This is a genomic window from Enteractinococcus helveticum (genome assembly GCF_001657475.1).
Lineage (GTDB): Bacteria > Actinomycetota > Actinomycetes > Actinomycetales > Micrococcaceae > Yaniella > Yaniella helvetica.
On record NZ_LXEY01000018.1, the window covers coordinates 67,515 to 82,533 of the forward strand.

The window sequence follows — 15,019 nt, forward strand, 5'->3', positions numbered from 1 at the left end:
ACATGTAGGGATAGTATTTGCTTAGACCTAATTCATAGAGAGGTTCACTTCCCCCATGCACTGTCCTTTTTGTCGACATGAAGAATCCCGAGTAGTAGACTCGCGGTCATTAGAGGACGGTTCGGCAATTCGACGCAGGCGCGAATGCCGGTCGTGCGATAAACGTTTCACCACGATGGAAACCACATCCTTGAGTGTCATTAAGCGCTCAGGTGTGGCCGAACCGTTCAACCGTGCCAAAGTCATCAATGGCGTCCGGAAGGCCTGTCAGGGCAGACCGGTTTCTAACGATGACTTAGCGAAACTGGCCCAGGAAGTTGAAGAATCAATCCGAGCAACCGGCCATGCCGAGATCGATGCTCACGAAGTCGGCCTAGCGATCCTCGGACCGCTGCGTCGACTAGATCAAGTAGCGTATTTGCGCTTTGCTTCGGTGTATCAAGACTTTGACAATCTGGCCGACTTCGAAAAAGCCATTCAAGAATTACGGGAACGCCCCGAAGCGCAGGAACCCCTGCAGACTAAACTGTTCGTTCGCTAAGAGAATCCGGTGGGGCCTGGAAGGGGAAGCCAGGCTCCACCGGTATGCGCGTGTTCAGTTAGCCAACAGTCGTCAAGATCTCTGCGCCGTCGTCAGTGACAACAATCGTGTGTTCGAACTGGGCACTGCGTTTGCGATCTTTGGTCACAACCGTCCAGCCGTCGTCCCACATCTCCCAGGCAATGCCACCCAGGGTTAACATTGGTTCAATCGTAAAAACCATGCCTGGGACCATGACTTCATTGTGACGTGGCGCTGTGTCATAGTGCGGCACGATCAGTCCCGAGTGGAACTCGCGGCCTACACCGTGTCCAACAAAATCTTCGACGACACCATAACCAAAACGCTTCGCGTAGGTTTCGATTACGCGACCAATCACATTAATTTCGCGACCAGGTTTGACTGCGTTAATCGCGCGTTCCAGCGCTTTTTCGGTGCGCTCGACGAGCAGCTTCGACTCTTCGTCCACGGTCCCCACCACAAATGTCTTATTGTGGTCTCCGTGGTGGCCATCCTTATACACGGTGATATCAATATTGACGATGTCGCCGTCTTCTAGCATGGTGTCGTCAGGAATCCCGTGGCAGATCACTTCATTGAGCGAGGTGGTCATGGACTTGGGGAATTCCTTGTAGCCCAGCGTGGAAGGCCATGCGTCCTGAGCGATGATGAACTCGTGGCCAATACGATCCAGCTCAGCGGTAGTGATTCCGGGCTGAATGTGTTGTGCCACCAGATTCATGGCCTCGGCTGCCAAACGTGAGGCCGCGCGGATCTTTGCGATACCTTCGGCATCATACACATCGCCGTGTAGGCCCTCAACGGCCTCTTTTTTCCCCACATAGTCTGGACGTTCGATGTGCTCGGGGACTGGTAGTTGCGGGGCAACATAACCAGGGGCCAACCGGCCTTGCGGCGCGAGTGATCCTGGTTCACCACGCGGTGGCGAAGCGACCGGGTGATTATGAGAATCGGCTGAGCCAGGCTCAACCAAGGAACGAGACGCAAGGTTCGGTGGTGTAAAAGTCATGAACACAAGTCTATCTGCCCGCTAGCTCTATCTGGTATGAAAGAAGTATGACCGAAGAGAAACGCTACTGGTACAACGTCAAAACTGGGGAAGTCGAAGATGGTCCCCAGTCATTTTCCAAAGATCGGATCGGTCCCTTTGCGACGCGTGAAGAAGCCGAACACGCGCTTGAGACCTACGCTCAACGCAATAGGGCCTGGGACGAAGAGGACAAGGAGGATGATGAGTGGGGGATTCTCTAAAAGCTATGATCGTTGTCAGGGAACTCAGCTTTAAGCACGTCCTGACGGTACTGTTTGGCTGCATCTGACAGTACTTGGCCGACATCAGCATATTTTTTAACAAATGACGGAACGCGTCCACGATTGAGTCCGAAAGCATCCTGCCAGACCAAAACCTGACCGGTGGTACCGTTGCCGGCGCCAATCCCAACGGTTGGGATCGTCAGAGCTTCATCCACTGCGGCAGCAACGTCGGCAGGAACCATTTCCATTAGTAACATCATGGCCCCGGCATCCTGCAATACAAGAGCTTCTTCAACCATGCGAGTGGTGGCATCGGCTTCGCGCCCCTGGACGCGATAACCGCCCAGCACATGCTCTGACTGCGGGGTAAAACCGGTGTGTGCTACCACCGCGACCCCGGCGGCTGTGAGTGCTTGAATATGGGGTGCATATTCCACGCCGCCTTCCATTTTCACCGCAGAAATACCGGTTTCTTTGACTAACCGGATGCCTGACTCCACTGCCTGCTCAACGGAAGCTTCATAGGATCCGAACGGCAGATCGGCCAGTACAAAGGCGCGCTGAGTTCCGGCAACCACCGCTTTAGAAAACGTGATCATATCTTCCATGGTCACGCCCAGCGTGGAGTTTTGGCCCTGGACGACATTGCCCAACGAATCGCCAATTAATAAGGTCTCGACCCCGGCTTCATCAAAGATGTGAGCCGTTGTCGCGTCGTAACACGTCAACATGGCAAACTTGCCGCCGGCGTCTTTAATTTGTTGGAAGTGGACGGAACGATACCGTGCTGGAGTCTTTTTCAATACTGAGTACGGGGAATCAACCATGCCAACAGTCTAATGGCACATTGCTATTGTGGTAGGTGAACCCCAGTTTTTGACCGATCGGAAGAGATACCGCAGCCATGGATCGTCAGCAAGAATATGTTCTCCGCACCCTTGAGGACCGTGATGTGCGATTTATTCGTCTATGGTTCACCGATGTGGTTGGTGCACTGAAATCTGTGGCGCTAGCCCCCGCAGAAGTCGAATACGCGTTCACCGAGGGACTGGGCTTTGATGGGTCCTCCGTTGAGGGATTTACCAGAATCTTCGAATCCGACATGCTATTACAGCCCGATCCTACGACCTTCCAGATCCTGCCGTGGCGCGGGGACGAAGAGCAAACCTCACGTATGTTCTGTGACGTCAGAATGCCTGACGGCGAACCCTCGATGGCCGATCCTCGCAATGTGTTACGCCGCACCCTGAACACGGCGGCGGACATGGGATTTAGCTGTTATTTGCACCCAGAAATTGAGTTCTACTTATTCAAAGCGGACCAATGGGATGATCAAGGTGCGCCCGTACCAGTGGACCAGGCTGGGTATTTTGACCATGTGCCGGGCGGCGTTGCCCAGGATTTCCGGCGTGAAGCAGTCTCCATGCTGGAAGCCGTCGGCATTTCAGTGGAATTTTCCCATCACGAAGCCGGATCAGGACAAAACGAGATTGACCTACGCGCTGCAGATGCCCTGTCGACGGCAGACAACATTATGACCGCGCGCACCGTCATCAAAGAAGTAGCCACCCTGCGCGGTCTCCACGCCAGTTTCATGCCCAAACCGTTAGGTTCACAACCCGGCTCAGCGCTCCACACGCACTTTTCGTTATTTGAGTCCGACGCCAACGCGTTTCACGAGCCCGGCGCCGAGTACCAGCTGTCCACAACTGCGCGTCGGTTTATCGCAGGGGTCTTACGGTATTCTCCGGAAATTACGGCGGTGACCCACCAGTTTGTGAATTCGTATAAACGCTTATGGGGTGGCAAAGAAGCACCATCATATGTCTCCTGGGGACATAATAACCGTTCGGCCCTGGTGCGCATCCCACTGCACAAACCGAATAAGGCCGGCTCGGCCCGGATCGAATATCGAGGCATTGATGCCGCCTCCAACCCGTATCTGTCCTATGCGCTGATCATCGCGGCGGGCCTGAAAGGTATCGAGGAAGAGTACGAACTCCCAGAGGCCGCAGACGAAGACATCGGAGGCTTGACCACGCGTGAACGCATGCTCATGGGACATGGTTCGCTGCCAACAACTTTGCATGACGCACTCGGGATGCTCGAGGAATCTGAATTCGTCGCCGATGTGCTGGGTGAAACGGTGTTCCAATCCTTCTTGCGTGCCAAACGCGCCGAATGGGATGAATATCGAGTCAATGTATCGCCCTTTGAGATTCGGCGGTATCTGGACGCCATATGAGTCAGCCTCTGAGCCAACGAACATTATTATCTGCTGGACTGCAAGATACTACCCGTGCTGAATCCCTGTTGCAGTCCAAAGAACTTGCAGGCCTTGACCTCGAGGACTTGCTGAGACAGCTGGCAGTGGCCCCCGATTCGGATACCGCGCTGTTGTTGCTGATTCGTCTGATCGAACGCGACCCCACGGTGGCCCAATTGGTGACCGACGACGCCGCTCGCCCCTTGCTCCGTCTGCTGGGGGCCTCTGAGGCGCTCGGCGAGTATCTGATTCGGCGCCCCGAACACCTCGATATCTTCCGCAACCCGCAGGTGGAGTCGACCCCGGCCAGCGGGGGACTAGTCGATGCTCACGGCCACCGGGTTGACGGGGCAGAGATGCTGCGAGCGCGACTGCTGGAATCGGTTGGCGCAGACCCACACGATCCGACTCCAATCGCCACGATCACTGGCAAGGACGCCTCGGTGGCTCTGCGCATTGCATACCGCCGTCAGCTGGTAGCCATCGCCGTTGAGGATTTGATTGCCGAAGACCCGGTGGAAATGCAACCGGTGGTGTCTGTGTGGTTATCGGATTTGGCAACGGCGGCGCTGGAAGCGGCCCTGGCGGTATCGCGTGCCGAGACGCTTACCCGGCACAACGATGCCAACGACGTGGAATTGACGGTCATTGCGATGGGCAAATGCGGTGCCCGGGAACTGAATTACTTTTCCGATGTTGATGTCATCTTCGCTCACGATGTGCTCGAAGGCTCCCAGTTGACCCGTCAGGACGCCACAGACATTGCCGTGGAGCTTGCAGCAGGCATATCAACGGTGGTCAATCAGCCGGCCCGGGAGCCAGCCCTGTGGGAGGTTGATACGAATCTGCGTCCTGAAGGCCAAGACGGTGCGTTATCCCGCACGATTTCCTCCCACCTAGAGTATTACCAACGCTGGGCGCACACCTGGGAGTTCCAGGCACTACTGAAAGCCCGACCTGTCGCCGGAAGCCTTGAGCTCGGTCAGCGCTACCTGGACACGTTGCACCCACTGATATGGCAGGCTTCCACGCGTGAGGGGTTTGTACGTCAGGTCCAGCGGATGCGTCACCGGGTGATCGACCATATCAGCCATGATCAACGCCAACGTGAGATCAAACTGGGTCCAGGGGGACTGCGCGACGTCGAATTCCCGGCTCAACTGTTACAACTGGTGCACGGCAAGACCGATCCGGAGCTGCGCGTTCGTGCCACCGAAGACGCGCTAGAGGCCCTGCAAGCTGGGAGTTACATTGGACCCAGTGACGCACAAGTGATGACCAATAACTATCGGTTCCTGCGGCTGATTGAGCATCGGGTGCAACTGGTCCAACTGCGGCGCACCCATATGATGCCCGATACCGAACCCGAGTTACGGATGCTGACTCGGTCGGTGCGCCCGATGGGCGGGAAGTGGCCCAAGGACCACGAGCAGTTAGTCAAAGCCTGGCAGGCCACGGTGCGATCGAACCGAACCCTCTTTGAACAAATTTTTTACCGTCCACTGCTACCGTCGACTGCAGCATTGTCACCGGATGATGCTCGGCTGACTCCCGAGGCCGCCACAGCGCGACTTGCAGCGCTAGGGTATCGGGATCCACAGGGCGCGGTCCGCCACATCGAATCGTTGACCTCAGGTGTGTCGCGCCAAGCCAAACTTCAGCGCCAGATTCTGCCGGCCATGTTGGGTTGGCTAGCTTCTGGGCCTGATCCCGATGGGGGACTGTTAGGATTTCGCAAACTCAGTGAGTCGGTGGGCGGATCACACTGGTATTTACACATGCTGCGAGATTCCTCAGCAGCCGGCGAGCGCTTAGCCCATGTGTTGTCCTCATCGCGATATATCGCTGACATGTTGGAACACACCCCGCAGGCTGCCGCCTGGATGGATCGGGATCAGGATCTGATGCCGTTGAGCCTAGAAACCATTCAGACGGAAATGACCGCCCTGATACAGCGTCACCCCAATTTGCCCGACGCCGCACGTTACGTACGAGTGGTGCGCCGTCGGGAAATTCTGCGCATTAGTTTGGCCGATGCTTGCGATCTGGTCGAACAACAACAGGTCTCTGAAGCGCTCGCAGCAGCCGATCAGGCGGCAGTCGAGGCGCTATTACAGTTGGTCCAGGATCACGTCACCGAAAAATGGGGCGGTGCTGGCCCGCGTGCTGAAGTCGCCGTGATCGCAATGGGGCGGCAGGGCGGATATGAGGCCGGATATGGCTCTGACTTAGATGTGATGTTTGTGCATCAACCAGCCCAAGATGTTGCCGTGGATGAGGCGAGCCGTTTCGCGGTGGACGTGGCCAAGGCGCTGATGAGCTTTATGAAGATGCCGATGCGGCCGCCGATCGTATTAGAGCCCGTGTTGGAAATCGATGCGGACCTACGGCCAGAAGGACGACGTGGTCCACTGGTGCGGTCCTTGGACTCCTACCGGGCCTATTACGAACAGTGGGCCGATACCTGGGAGATCCAGGCCCTGCTCAAAGCACGGGCGATCGCCGGACCGTTGCACCTGCAAGATGCCTTCACGCAGTGGGCGGATTCGGTGCGGTACACACACGGGCTCAATGACAGTCAGGCCCAAGAGATTCGGCGAATGAAAGCCCGTGTTGAGGCGGAGCGACTACCCCGTGGCGCGGATCCGGCGCGGCATCTGAAACTTGGTCGAGGTGGTCTCACGGATGTTGAATGGCTGACCCAAACCCTGCAGTTGCGACATGCCCCAGAGCATGCCCAATTGCGCACCACCAATACTCTTGAGGCGCTAGAAGCCGCACGGGCAGCGCAGCTGGTGACAACCCAGGATGCTGAGATTTTGATCCATGCGTGGAGTTTTGCCACCAGGATTCGCTCCGGCATTGTCATTTCGACGGGCAAGGTGTCAGATGTGTTGCCCACCAACCGCGAACAGCTGGAAGCGCTGGCCCGCTGGACCGGGTATGACGCGGGCGAGGTGGGCGAATTTGAAGACGACTACCTGCGCATTACGCGTCATGCCCGAGCGGTGTTCGAGCGGATATTCTATGGGACACCCAGCCCGCGCACGGTCTGAAGATCTTAGCGTTGGATGATGTGCTCAGACATCAGCTGCAGAGCCCGTCGGCGATCTTCTAAAGGACCGGCCATATTCGTCACGATGAGCTCATTGGCGTTGATCCGGGACGCGAAATCATCCAACCAGTCCCGCACCACATCCGGGGTGCCAACGGCCGTCATCTCCAGCATTTGCAGGACCTGTTGACCGGCAACGGAATGGACCAGCTGTTCGACGTCGTCGTCACTCAGCTGGCGGCCTCGGCCAAGCATGGTGCGAATGCGGGCTCGTTTGGCACGCTCCCACAGTTCTTCGGCCCGCTGTTGAGTGTCTGCGATGATCACATTGGCCGCAGCAATAAAGTACGGTTCGGCCAGGTCCTTGGAGGCCGTGAACTCGCTGCGATACAGGGCTGCGGCGGACTCGAGCATTTGCGGGGCAAAGTGGGAAGCGAAGCTGTAGGTCAGACCGAGTTGAGCTGCCAGCTGCGCCCCGAAATGTGATGAACCCAGGATGACCAGTGGCACATTGGTACCGGTGCCGGGGTAGGCGTTGATACCCGGAATACGCGACTCGCCCTGGAGGTAGCTGTGCAGCTCTACTACGTCGGAGGGGAAGCGATCGGCTGATTGGTTGGTGCGTCTCAGGGCCATCAGGGTTTTTTGGTCGGTGCCCGGGGCGCGACCCAAACCTAGGTCAATGCGGTCGCCGTAGAGTTCGTGCAGGGTGCCGAATTGTTCGGCGATCACCAGGGGAGCATGGTTAGGCAACATGATGCCACCGGCTCCCAGGCGAATGTTGGTGGTATGTGCACCCATGTGGGCCAGGAGGACCGAGGTGGCCGATGAAGCGATGGTTTCCATATTGTGGTGTTCGGCAAACCACAGTCGACGAAACCCAAGTTCATCGGCCAAGACGGCCAGCTCCGTGGATTCTTTGAGCGATTCAGCAATCGATTGGCCGTGGCGAACGGTTGCTAGATCGAGAATGGACACGGGGTAGGGTGCAGTCAAGGTACCTCCAGAAACGTTTGATATCTAGAACGTACAGCACCAAGTGAGCCCGGAATTATTCCGCCAACTTCTTGACGGTCACCGCCAACTGCAGGGCTGCTTCGGCGGCCTCTTGGCCTTTGGATTCGTTGGAATCATCCAGCCCCGCGCGATCCAGGGCTTGTGCGTCGTCGTCGACGGTGAGAATGCCGAAGCCCACCGGTTTGCCTGCATCAAGTTGGACTCGGGTCAGACCGGAGGTCACCGCGTCGGAGACGAATTCAAAGTGCGGGGTTTCCCCACGGATGATGACCCCAAGGCACACGACGGCGTCATAACCGTTGGCCAGGGCGGCCTGGGCGGCCAGGGGGATCTCGAAGGATCCGGCAACGGTGATTATATCGTAGGTGGCACCGGAGGATTCCAGGGTGGATTTTGCCCCATCGATCAGTCCGTTCATCACGGTGGTGTGCCATGATCCGGCGATGATGGCGACGTTGAGTCCGGTGGCGTCGACTGCAAGCTGGGGTGCGCCGTGTTTGGCCATGGTGAATGTGCTCCTTAAAGATTTTGGGTGGGAATGACGTGATCGAGTTTGGTGGCCTTGGTGGCCAGGTAGCCAAGATTTTCGGGGTGTTGGCCCACGACCAGCCCGATGCGTTCGGTGACGGTGATGCCGTTGGCCTCCAGCTGGGTGACCTTATCCGGGTTGTTGGTCATGAGTTTGACGTTGTGGATGCCCAGGCTGTCTAGAATTTCTGCGGCGGCCGTGTAGCTGCGTGCATCGATGGGCAGCCCGAGGTGTTCGTTGGCTTCAATGGTGTCCAGGCCGGTGGATTGCAGCTGGTAGGCACGGATTTTGTTGCCCAAACCGATGCCGCGGCCTTCTTGACCACGCAGGTAGATGACGATGCCGCCGTGGGTGCCGATGTGCTCCAGGGAAGCATCGAGCTGGGCGCCGCATTCACATTTCTGGGAGCCAAACGCTTCACCGGTCAGACACTCGGAGTGCACGCGCACCACCGTGGGTTCTGGCGTTGCCAGGGTTGTCTCGGGACCAATCAGCGCCAGGTGTTCGACGCCGGCCTTGCGGTCGCGATAAACCTTCATAGTCAGCGGTCCAAATTCGGTGGGGACCAGGGCCTCGGCGCGCTGGGAGACGTGGCGGTGGGTGATTGTTGCCGGCGCGGTTTCGGGATGGTGATCGTTGAGGGAGGCGATGAGGGCTTCGATCGTAATGACCGGAATGTTCTGGTCAGCCCCCATTTCGATCAGGCCGGGCAGGCGCATCATATCGCCGTCATCGGCTACGATCTCTGCGATCACACCCACCGGGGCAAGTCCTGCTAGGTGCATGAGTTCCACGGCGGCCTCGGTGTGGCCCGGACGCTGCCGGACCCCACCGGATACGGCGCGCAGCGGCAGAATGTGGCCGGGGCGGTTCAAATCACCGGGGGCGGTGTGTTCACCGGCCAGCAGGTTCACGGTGTGGGCGCGGTCGGCCGCTGAGATACCGGTGGTCACGCCCTGAGCGGCGTCCACGGTCACGGTGTAGGCGGTTTGGCGCACGTCCTGGTTATTGGTTACCATCATCGGTAACTCCAGGCGGTCGGCAATCTCATCCGACATCGGCGCGCACAACAGCCCCGAGGAATGTTCGACCATAAAGGCGATGGTCTCGGTGGTCGCCAGTTGGGCGGACAGGATCAGATCTCCTTCGTTTTCGCGGTCTTCGTCGTCGGCGACGATCACTGGTTGTCCGGCGGCGATGGCTGCGATAGCGGCGTCAATGGTGTCGAGTTTCATTTTTCCTCATTGGTTTGGAACTGGATCATGCGGGCAAGGTGACGGGCCAGCAGGTCGGTTTCAAGGTTGACGACCGTGCCCACTTCAGCGATGCCCAGGGTGGTGGCTTCTAAGGTTTCAGGAATTAAGTAGATATCGAAAAAATGTTCAACCGCGCCTGGTTCCGACACCTTGGCCACGGTCAGCGAGATACCGTTGACGGTAATGGAACCTTGGTCGATCAAATACGGTGCCAGCTGCTCCGGCAGACTTATACGCATGCGCGTCCACTTGTCGTCCGGTTCAATTTCGACGACGTTGCCGACGGCTTCGACGTGGCCCTGTACGATGTGGCCGCCAAACCGGTCGGTGACCGCCATGGCCGGTTCGACATTGACCTCATCGCCTGCGGATTTGGTGCCCAACGACGTCAGATTCAGAGTTTGGACCATGACATCGGCGGTGAAGGTCTCAGCGGTAAAATCGGTAACCGTCAGGCACACCCCGTCAATGGCGATGGAATCGCCGCGCGAGACGTCAGTGAGCACTTTGGGCGCACGAATAGTCAAGGCCAGGGTATCTTCCGAGGTTTGGGTGATCTCGGTGATGATGCCGCGGGTCTGTATGATGCCGGTGAACACTAGTGATCCTTCCGCAAGGTGGTAACAAGGTCGGTGTCCAGTCGGTGGACCCCGTAAAAAGTGAAGTTCAAGCGCTCTTCGAGCGTGGAAATGCCGATGTCGCCGATCGCGTGATACGGCCCGCCCAGCACGGTTGGCGCGGTGTAGATCAGGAGCTTATCGACCAGCCCGGCGGCCAGCACTGAGGTGAGAAATCGTGGACCGGCCTCTAAGAAAACGCGTGGTGGACAGCCCACCAGCTCGGTGAGCTGTGCAAAGTCTGCCGCCAAATCGGTGCCGGTATATTGCGGGGCGCGGTCTAGACCACGGTGGTGCAACGCCGGATGTGCATGGACTTTGGCGTCATCGTCCAGCGGGCCGGTTCCAAACACCACCGGCAGGGGTTGATCTTGTGCTGGCACCAGTAGATCACCGGCTGCATCGCGCGCAGTCAAACTTGGATTATCTGCTCCCACCGTGGCTGTGGTGGTAATAATGACGTCGGCCAGCGCGCGTTGGACGTGCACGTGCCGGCGTGCCGTGGCTGAGGTAATCCACTGGCTGGTGCCATCGGCGGCAGCCAGTCGACCGTCTAGGGATTGGGCCCATTTGGCAATGACTTGATCTCGTGACTGGTTGGTAGTGGCGTGCCACGGTGCGATGAGATCTGCGGTGGCAGCCGATTCGATGCCCCCAATAACCTGACGTCCGTGGGCAAACAGTGTGGTTGCGCCACCGCTGGAGTGTGCACCGATATCGGGTTGACCATACACAATGGTGCCAATGCCCGAGGCCAGTAGGGCCTGGGCACAGGGTGGGGTTTTGCCGGTGTGATTGCAGGGTTCCAGGGTGACCACTGCGGTCAGTTCAGCCGGGTCCAGTGAGGGATCGAGTTCGGTAAGTGCGACGATCTCGGCGTGGTCGGTGCCAGCTCCATTATGGAAACCTTCGGCCACGACGGTTCCGCCAGCATCCACGATCACGCAACCCACCTGTGGGTTGGGGTCGTGTGCTGGGCCACGGTGAGCAAGCATAATCGCATGCTGCATTGCCGTAGCAAGCTGGGTGTGGGATAACATCCGGCGTGAATCTCCTATAGAAACAGGTGCGCCGGGAAATGCCGCCAATCTGTGGCGGCGCGTTCCTCTCATCCGGACTAAAGCATTTCGCTTATCACCGTCGGTACCAGAATTTCACTGGATCAGCCCCGCAGGCGCGGGGGTCGCGGACTTTCACCGCCGGTTCGGATTCTCACCGACCCCGGAACACAGGAACTACTGTACACAATGTGGATCACAATTGGCAGTGCTGGACTCTGATATTCGTCATCCAGAGAAATCTTCAGGACATCAGACTGGATCGCCCGGTGCCAATACCCTTGCCGGGTACGGCCCTGCAGCCGCCAACTGCGAGCGCAGTGCCGCAACCTCGGCGTGGTCAGTGGGCAATCCCGGCCCGGCAGCCAACACGGCGTTGCCGGCTAACCGTTGCTCAAGGGTTGACGCATCTGCCAGGGTCCAGACACCACTGAGGCCAGCACTTACGGCCGCCCGGTGCAAGACTTGTGATTGCTGGTCAAAGAATTCCTGGCCGTCGTCGTCACCGATATTTACAAGTAGTACACCCTGTGATGTCAGATGTTGGAGCGTCTCGTGATAGAAATCCGCATCGCTGAGGTGTGTGGCGGTGTCCTTGCCGGTGAAAATGTCAACGATGATTGCATCAAAGCAGGCGTGTTCTAACCTGGAAAGTTCACTCCGGGCATCACCGGTGATCACCGTGAGATCTGTGCCCTGTGGTAGTGGTAGCTCGGTAGTGACCAGTCTGATCAGATCGGGGTCGAGCTCGATGACGGTCTGGCGAGAACCTGGACGCGTTGCCTGCCCATACCGGGCCAGCGTGAGTGCACCAGCGCCCAAATGTAGAAGTCGGATCGGTTGGCCTTTAGGCCAACATGAATCCAGAACATTGCCGATGCGGCGCAGGTACTCGAATCGGATCAAACGGGGATCGTGTAGATCGACATGTGATTGAACGTCGCCATCGATCTCTAGAATCCAGCCGCCGTCATAGCCGGAAGGCACGATTCGAATGCGCTGGGAAAATTTACTCATCACGTACTAGGGTAGCCGCAGTTTCTAGGGGAGTGATCACCACAGCTGAAGATCTCTCCCAATGGTTGACCATGGTCACCAACCACGGCCCAGTACCGTCTGGTGAGCAGCTGTTAGCACCAGAACTTCTTGAGGAAGCACAACGCCCACAGCCGGGGACCGATGGCGAGTGACTGGGCTGGCATCGCAGCGTCGAAGATGTGGAATCAGCCCGTGTAGGGCACTCCGGAGCGATCAGCAGTTATGGCGCGCAGCTCGATGTTGTTCCCAGCAGCGGATACGGCGTGGCAATACAACTCAACAGCTACACGCCAAGCTTGGAACACTACGACAGCATCAACTCGGGGATTATTGACCTCACCGAGGGCAACACACCGCAAGTCGGGACACCGGTGCCAACGATTCGGGACGCAGGCCTGGGACTATTGACCGTGCTGGTCGTGATCCTCATGGTGCGAGGTATCCAACGAGCCGGCGTCTGGGCACAGCGTCGAGCAGCATGGCTGACGTGGCGTTACGGGCTGCGGCTCTTGCCGCAGGCCATCGGGCCGATACTTGCGCTGCTACTGTTTGTGGCGCTTCCGAACATCAAGAACACCTCGATGACCACGCTTGATGTTTTCGGGTCTGGCCAGCTGCGATGGTGTTGGTGCTTGCGCTCGCCGTAACTGGCGCGGCGCTACTGACTGTTCGAATCATACACCGTAGTGCCACAACAGCTAGGTGCCAACTGACCAGAGGTCAGAACAGTCGTGAAGAGCAGTTAAGACTCTAAGCCCCTACCCGGATGCACCGTGATGGTGATCGGGCAGGGGCTCAGAGTATTGGAAGGTCTAGCGGTTAGACGCTGTAGTAGAGCTCAAACTCTTTTGGTGACACCATGGCTTCCATTGGTGCGATCTCAGTTTCGCGTTTCAACTGGATCCAGGTCTCGATGATGTCCTGGGTGAACACGTCTCCAGCCAGCAGGAAGTCGTGATCTGCTTCGAGCGCATCGATAGCCTCTGCCAGCGTGCGTGGTGCCTGCTGAATGTTGGCCGCTTCTTCTGGTGGCAGCTCATAGAGGTCTTTGTCGATGGGCTCTGCCGGTTCGATGCGATTGCGAATCCCATCCAGGCCAGCCATCAATTGCGCAGCGAATCCGAGGTAGGGGTTGCCCGATGGATCCGGTGCCCGGAATTCTAGACGCTTTGCTTTCGGGTTGGACCCGGTGACTGGGATGCGAATGGCTGCTGAACGGTTGCCTTGTGAATAGAGCATGTTGATCGGGGCTTCGTAGCCTTTGACCAGACGCTTATAGGAGTTCACCGTTGGATTGGTGAACGCAAGAACGGCTGAGCCGTGTTTGAGCAAGCCTCCAATGTACCAGCGAGCGGTATCCGATAGGTTGGCATAACCGCGTTCGTCGTAGAACAGTGGTTCGCCGTCCATCCACAATGACTGGTGGCAGTGCATGCCGGAGCCGCCATCTCCAAAGATGGGTTTCGGCATAAAGGTTGCGGTCTTTCCGGCCTCGAGCGCTGCACCCTTGACAATGTATTTGAACAGTTGGACGTCGTCGGCAGCACGCACCAGGGTATTGAACTTGTAGTTAATCTCGCCCTGACCGCCGGCGCCGACTTCGTGGTGAGAGCGTTCCACCTCGAGACCAACCTGGCCCAAGAGCAGGGAAATATCGTCACGCAGATCAGCGTGTTTGTCCACTGGTGGGGTGGGGAAATACCCCTTCATGGTTCTGTTGCGGTGGCCTAAGTTGCCGCCTTCGATCTGTGTGCCGTCATTCCAGTAGGCTTCATCAGAATCGATGGAAACAAAGGTCCGGTTGGGTTGGTCTGTTTCAAAGCGGACACTGTCGAAAATATAGAATTCGGCTTCAGCCGCAAAAATTGCGGTATCGGCAATGCCTGTTGCCGCAACGTAGTCTTCAGCGCGCTGGGCAACCGAGCGGGGGTCTCGCACATAGGCTTCACCGGTGCGCGGTGACAAGATGGAAAACGACATACACAGGGTTTTATGTTTCCGGAAAGGATCCACAAACGCTGTCCCGACATCAGGGATGAGCTGCAGGTCGGAGTCGGCGATGCCGGCAAACCCTGGGATAGATGATCCGTCGAAGAGCTGGCCGGTAGTGAAGAAGTCCTCGTCTACTGATTCAGCGGGGACGTTAAAGTGGTGCTGGCCGCCGATCAAATCGGTGAATCGAATGTCAACGAAGACCACCTCCTCGTCCCGAATATAAGATAAGACTTCTTCTGGTGAGGTGAACATTGTCACTCCATTCATTGCGGACACGATGGTTCAAGCTTAACGACTTTGCACTAGACAATGAAGTTCTCAGCCACACGAGAGGCAGAATGCGGTCTGGCGCACATTGGACTTGCATCGACC

General features: G+C 57.6%; 15 protein-coding genes and 1 riboswitch. Of the genes, 6 read left to right on the forward strand and 9 right to left on the reverse strand.

Annotation, left to right across the window (positions count from 1 at the left end; translation table 11 throughout):
* Window positions 1-55 precede the first annotated feature (55 nt).
* A complete protein-coding gene (gene nrdR, locus A6F49_RS07420) occupies window positions 56-541 on the forward strand; it encodes a transcriptional regulator NrdR (protein ID WP_043057888.1) in 486 nt (161 codons plus the stop codon).
* Between the two features lie 58 nt (window positions 542-599).
* Here nrdR and map read toward each other — a convergent pair whose 3' ends face one another.
* On the reverse strand, window positions 600-1,571 hold the full coding sequence (gene map, locus A6F49_RS07425; RefSeq protein WP_082911669.1) for a type I methionyl aminopeptidase: 972 nt from the start codon (window positions 1,569-1,571) through the stop codon (window positions 600-602).
* Window positions 1,572-1,618: 47 nt separating this feature from the next.
* Here map and A6F49_RS07430 point away from each other — a divergent pair, with 47 nt between their 5' ends.
* Window positions 1,619-1,813, forward strand: coding sequence for a hypothetical protein (locus A6F49_RS07430; protein WP_043057889.1), 195 nt, complete (start codon window positions 1,619-1,621; stop codon window positions 1,811-1,813).
* On the opposite strand, the gene panB is transcribed toward A6F49_RS07430, so the two are convergent.
* A complete protein-coding gene (panB, locus tag A6F49_RS07435) occupies window positions 1,810-2,643 on the reverse strand; it encodes a 3-methyl-2-oxobutanoate hydroxymethyltransferase (RefSeq protein WP_043057890.1) in 834 nt (277 codons plus the stop codon). The genes A6F49_RS07430 and panB overlap by 4 nt on opposite strands.
* A gap of 77 nt (window positions 2,644-2,720) precedes the next feature.
* Here panB and A6F49_RS07440 point away from each other — a divergent pair, with 77 nt between their 5' ends.
* Together A6F49_RS07440 and A6F49_RS07445 are read left to right on the forward strand one after the other, a co-directional pair.
* Complete coding sequence (locus A6F49_RS07440) at window positions 2,721-4,061, forward strand: glutamine synthetase family protein (protein WP_043057891.1); 1,341 nt, start codon at window positions 2,721-2,723, stop codon at window positions 4,059-4,061.
* Window positions 4,058-7,138 (forward strand): bifunctional [glutamine synthetase] adenylyltransferase/[glutamine synthetase]-adenylyl-L-tyrosine phosphorylase, encoded by a 3,081-nt coding sequence (locus A6F49_RS07445; RefSeq protein ID WP_043057892.1) that lies wholly within the window; start codon window positions 4,058-4,060, stop codon window positions 7,136-7,138. The genes A6F49_RS07440 and A6F49_RS07445 overlap by 4 nt, the downstream gene beginning before the upstream one ends.
* Window positions 7,139-7,143: 5 nt before the next feature.
* Here the strand turns inward: A6F49_RS07445 and A6F49_RS07450 are convergent, their stop codons facing one another.
* From A6F49_RS07450 to A6F49_RS07475, 6 genes are all read right to left on the reverse strand, one after another.
* On the reverse strand, window positions 7,144-8,133 hold the full coding sequence (locus A6F49_RS07450) for an LLM class flavin-dependent oxidoreductase (RefSeq protein ID WP_043057893.1): 990 nt from the start codon (window positions 8,131-8,133) through the stop codon (window positions 7,144-7,146).
* Between the two features lie 55 nt (window positions 8,134-8,188).
* Window positions 8,189-8,659 carry a 6,7-dimethyl-8-ribityllumazine synthase gene (ribH, locus tag A6F49_RS07455; RefSeq protein WP_043057894.1) on the reverse strand — a complete coding sequence of 157 codons (471 nt, stop codon included), beginning with the start codon at window positions 8,657-8,659 and terminating at the stop codon, window positions 8,189-8,191.
* A 14-nt stretch (window positions 8,660-8,673) separates the two neighbouring features.
* Window positions 8,674-9,918 carry a bifunctional 3,4-dihydroxy-2-butanone-4-phosphate synthase/GTP cyclohydrolase II gene (locus A6F49_RS07460; protein ID WP_067605687.1) on the reverse strand — a complete coding sequence of 415 codons (1,245 nt, stop codon included), beginning with the start codon at window positions 9,916-9,918 and terminating at the stop codon, window positions 8,674-8,676.
* Window positions 9,915-10,538 carry a riboflavin synthase gene (locus A6F49_RS07465; RefSeq protein WP_043057896.1) on the reverse strand — a complete coding sequence of 208 codons (624 nt, stop codon included), beginning with the start codon at window positions 10,536-10,538 and terminating at the stop codon, window positions 9,915-9,917. Before A6F49_RS07465 ends, A6F49_RS07460 begins: the two co-directional genes overlap by 4 nt.
* Window positions 10,538-11,596, reverse strand: a complete 1,059-nt coding sequence (gene ribD, locus A6F49_RS07470) for a bifunctional diaminohydroxyphosphoribosylaminopyrimidine deaminase/5-amino-6-(5-phosphoribosylamino)uracil reductase RibD (protein WP_043057897.1) — start codon at window positions 11,594-11,596, stop codon at window positions 10,538-10,540. Before ribD ends, A6F49_RS07465 begins: the two co-directional genes overlap by 1 nt.
* Before the next feature lie 56 nt (window positions 11,597-11,652).
* A riboswitch (FMN riboswitch) is annotated at window positions 11,653-11,789 on the reverse strand.
* A gap of 77 nt (window positions 11,790-11,866) precedes the next feature.
* A complete protein-coding gene (locus A6F49_RS07475; protein ID WP_043057898.1) occupies window positions 11,867-12,631 on the reverse strand; it encodes a spermidine synthase in 765 nt (254 codons plus the stop codon).
* A gap of 32 nt (window positions 12,632-12,663) precedes the next feature.
* On the opposite strand from A6F49_RS07475, the gene A6F49_RS18050 reads away from it, so the two are divergent.
* Together A6F49_RS18050 and A6F49_RS07480 are read left to right on the forward strand one after the other, a co-directional pair.
* Window positions 12,664-12,804, forward strand: coding sequence for a hypothetical protein (locus A6F49_RS18050; RefSeq protein WP_161485788.1), 141 nt, complete (start codon window positions 12,664-12,666; stop codon window positions 12,802-12,804).
* A gap of 27 nt (window positions 12,805-12,831) precedes the next feature.
* Window positions 12,832-13,299, forward strand: a complete 468-nt coding sequence (locus tag A6F49_RS07480; protein WP_150119420.1) for a hypothetical protein — start codon at window positions 12,832-12,834, stop codon at window positions 13,297-13,299.
* Window positions 13,300-13,471: 172 nt separating this feature from the next.
* On the opposite strand, the gene glnA is transcribed toward A6F49_RS07480, so the two are convergent.
* On the reverse strand, window positions 13,472-14,899 hold the full coding sequence (glnA, locus tag A6F49_RS07485; protein WP_043057899.1) for a type I glutamate--ammonia ligase: 1,428 nt from the start codon (window positions 14,897-14,899) through the stop codon (window positions 13,472-13,474).
* Window positions 14,900-15,019: the final 120 nt, after the last annotated feature.

Excerpts from the sequence above, each read along its gene's own strand:
- map (WP_082911669.1), bottom strand. The coding sequence starts at position 1,571 with ATGACTTTTACACCACCGAACCTTGCGTCTCGTTCCTTGGTTGAGCCT.
- glnA (WP_043057899.1), bottom strand. The coding sequence starts at position 14,899 with ATGTTCACCTCACCAGAAGAAGTCTTATCTTATATTCGGGACGAGGAG.
- A6F49_RS07440 (WP_043057891.1), top strand. The coding sequence starts at position 2,721 with ATGGATCGTCAGCAAGAATATGTTCTCCGCACCCTTGAGGACCGTGAT.
- panB (WP_043057890.1), bottom strand. The coding sequence starts at position 2,643 with ATGGTTGATTCCCCGTACTCAGTATTGAAAAAGACTCCAGCACGGTAT.
- A6F49_RS07430 (WP_043057889.1), top strand. The coding sequence starts at position 1,619 with ATGACCGAAGAGAAACGCTACTGGTACAACGTCAAAACTGGGGAAGTC.
- ribH (WP_043057894.1), bottom strand. The coding sequence starts at position 8,659 with ATGGCCAAACACGGCGCACCCCAGCTTGCAGTCGACGCCACCGGACTC.
- ribD (WP_043057897.1), bottom strand. The coding sequence starts at position 11,596 with ATGTTATCCCACACCCAGCTTGCTACGGCAATGCAGCATGCGATTATG.
- A6F49_RS07445 (WP_043057892.1), top strand. The coding sequence starts at position 4,058 with ATGAGTCAGCCTCTGAGCCAACGAACATTATTATCTGCTGGACTGCAA.
- nrdR (WP_043057888.1), top strand. The coding sequence starts at position 56 with ATGCACTGTCCTTTTTGTCGACATGAAGAATCCCGAGTAGTAGACTCG.
- A6F49_RS07475 (WP_043057898.1), bottom strand. The coding sequence starts at position 12,631 with ATGAGTAAATTTTCCCAGCGCATTCGAATCGTGCCTTCCGGCTATGAC.
- A6F49_RS07460 (WP_067605687.1), bottom strand. The coding sequence starts at position 9,918 with ATGAAACTCGACACCATTGACGCCGCTATCGCAGCCATCGCCGCCGGA.